Annotated in this window: 2 protein-coding genes; both read left to right on the top strand. The window is 49.9% G+C overall.

The genetic code is table 11. The features are described 5' to 3' along the window. The coding region (locus VFS25_RS01575; RefSeq protein ID WP_326460357.1) for a DUF4476 domain-containing protein at window positions 1-1,326 on the top strand (1,326 nt) is incomplete at its 5' end. Then, window positions 1,323-2,093: a tRNA pseudouridine(38-40) synthase TruA gene (gene truA, locus VFS25_RS01580; RefSeq protein ID WP_326460358.1), complete on the top strand. Its 771-nt coding sequence runs from the start codon at window positions 1,323-1,325 to the stop codon at window positions 2,091-2,093. The genes VFS25_RS01575 and truA, both read left to right, overlap by 4 nt. Window positions 2,094-2,855 lie beyond the last annotated feature (762 nt).

The following is a 2,855-nucleotide window of genomic DNA, read 5'->3' on the forward strand; positions in this document are numbered from 1 at the left end:
GGGTATTTGCTGAAGCAAACAGACGAAAAGAACTTTGCCTTATATAACCTCCAAACGTTTAGCATTACCAAAGCCAATATGCCGGAGCAGGAACAGCCGGTAGCCGCAGCAGAAACGGGCGATGCGGCAGGGTTGGCAGATGCCGGTGCCGCGCCTGCGGCCCCTGTTGAAAGCGCAAATGCCGACACTACCGGCCAGGCTATGATGGCCGCCCTGAAAAAAGACCTGGACACCACCTTTGCCGGCAAGGCAGAGGTTTCCGCCACATCCAGCAGGCCTGCCAACAGGTTTGCGGAAACATTGGACAAGGTAGTGCATGATGACCGCCCTGCGGATATTTCCCTGGAAACGCCCGCAGCCGCTACCCCGGCGGCTACGGCTGCAGCGGAAACAGTGGTAGATGCCGGCGCCGCGCCGGTAACCGCACCTAAAAAGAACCGCCGCAAACGCAGGGAGCGCGCGCCGCTTACCGCAGAGGAGCAGCAGCTGTTAAAAGAGGTAATGGCAGAAGAGCATAAAGCTGCACAAACAGATAGTTTGGCTACTGCAGCAGCGCCCATCGCTGAAGCGCCCGCAGCGCCGGCAGGCGCCGGAGCTGAACCTGTTTTAACAGATGCCGCAAAGGAATTAACCGGCACAGAAACACCGGCGCCCGCTACAGATGTGGCTATGGATGCCGCTGCGCCTGTAAAAGAAAAAAAGTCCAGGAAAGCTAAAAGGAAAAGGTCTTCAGAACCGGAATTTATAGAGTTTATGGATGACAGCACAGGGCAGCGCAGCACTGTACCGGCTACGGAAACCGCTGCTACGCCGCCTGCTGCTGCAGCAACAGATGCGGCGCCTGTATTAACTGATGCATCTTCCGTTACCCTGGAAACACCTAAATCCAAACGGAAAAAGCGCAAGCTGGAAGAGATGATAGATGCTGAGGAGCATCCCAACAATATTGTAACAGACAGTGTTGATTATGATGCCCCGGCGCACCGGGAAAAGAAGGCGAAGAAGAATGAGGGCGTAAAGATGATCAACTCTGATTGCGAGAATATGCTGGATGATAACGGCTTTCATAAGCTGCTCCGCAAATTTGTAACAGCAAAGGATAACGATGGTATGCTGGAGGCCTTTCAGCGCTATACCCGTGGCTATTGCCTGGAAACCAGCCAGATCAGGAAGCTTACGCAGCTGATATCTTCGGATGAATACCGTTACAGGCTGCTGGACATGGCTTATCCCAAAGCCTACGACTCTGAAAATTTCGCAGACCTGAGCAGCTTGCTGAATGACAACTATTATCAGAGCCGTTTTAAAGCCATGCTGCATAAATGACCGGAGCCGTAACCCGCTACTTTATTGATGTATTGTATAAAGGCACGCTGTACAGCGGTTTCCAGGTGCAGGAGAATGCGCATACGGTGCAGGCTGCGCTGGATAAGGCATTGAGTACTTTGTTCCGCGCGCCTGTTGTAACTACCGGCTCCAGCCGTACAGATGCCGGTGTGCATGCCCTGCAGAACTTTCTTCATTTTGATACCGCGCTGCCGCTGCATCCGCAGTTCCTGTATAAGATCAATGCCATTTTACCGGAGGATATTGTGCTGAAAGCTATTTATGAGGTACCGCCGGATGCGCACGCGCGTTTTGATGCGCTGGGCCGCTCTTATGAATACTATTTATACCGGGAAAAAGACCCGTTTATGAAAGACCGCGGCTACTTTTTCCCTTACACGCTGGACACAGGTTTGCTGCAGGAAGCGGCAGCCATCATAAAGGACTATACAGACTTTACCTCCTTCTCCAAACGCAATACGCAGGTAAAAACTTTTTTGTGCAAAATCCATGAATCCTACTGGACGGTGAGTGAAAAGCAGCTGGTGTACAATGTAAGCGCCAACCGCTTTTTGCGGGGCATGGTACGCGGGCTGGTAGGCACCATGTTAAGGGTAGGGCGGGGGAAGCTTACCCTGCAGGATTTTCACAATGTAATTGCCGGGAAAGATTGTACCCTGGCGGATTTTGCCGTACCTCCGCAGGGGCTGTTCCTGGTAAAGGTCAGGTACCCCGAAGGGCTGCTTGTGGATGATCGGCTTAAGTAGTTTGGCGCTGGAGTATGAGACATGCAAGCCGCAATAATATGCAGTACATTTCTATCCTTTCTGATTATTAAGCCTTGTTATATCGCCTTAGCCGCAGCTTTAGCTATCTGCATAGCTGTACATTCCCTCTTATCCACCCCAGGCATTCGTGCACCCTCCGCATCTTCATTCCTTCTCATTATTCGTGGCGCACGCTGCCTTAATCACAGGCATCAGCATCTGCACATCTGCATATCTGCACATCCGCACATTTTTCTCTCTCCCCAATCCCTTTCCCCTGGCGGGTTTTCAAAAATATTTTAAAATCTGCCAGCGAAATATTTGGAAGTAAATAAAAACTCCCTACCTTTGCGTCCCGCTTTGATAGAAAGCACACCACACAAAGTTCTTCTCACTATTGATTTTACCGGCGTACATGGATAGCAGTTATTGGCTGAAAAGCAGGTGGCTGTTGGGTTTGAGCGGTTTTGTAAAATAAAGCGTACGGTAAGAAAATCTTCAAAAAAGATTTGGAAAGAAAAGAAGAAAATGCGTATCTTTGCAACCCCAAAACGACGGATACAAAAGTAAGTTCATCGTAAGTAAATAATGAGAGATGTGACATAAGGTCTGACGGTTCGTAACCGTAACATCAACAAGCTTTATGCCTTCGGGCAGGAGCCAGGTTCTTTGAAAGATTGGAACAACAGTAGGTCTTGGTTATATAACCGGGATTGAATAGGTAAGCGAAAGCGAAAACATTAATTGAACGCCTGATTTTCA

The organism is Chitinophaga sp., from assembly GCF_035761305.1.
Lineage (GTDB): Bacteria > Bacteroidota > Bacteroidia > Chitinophagales > Chitinophagaceae > Chitinophaga.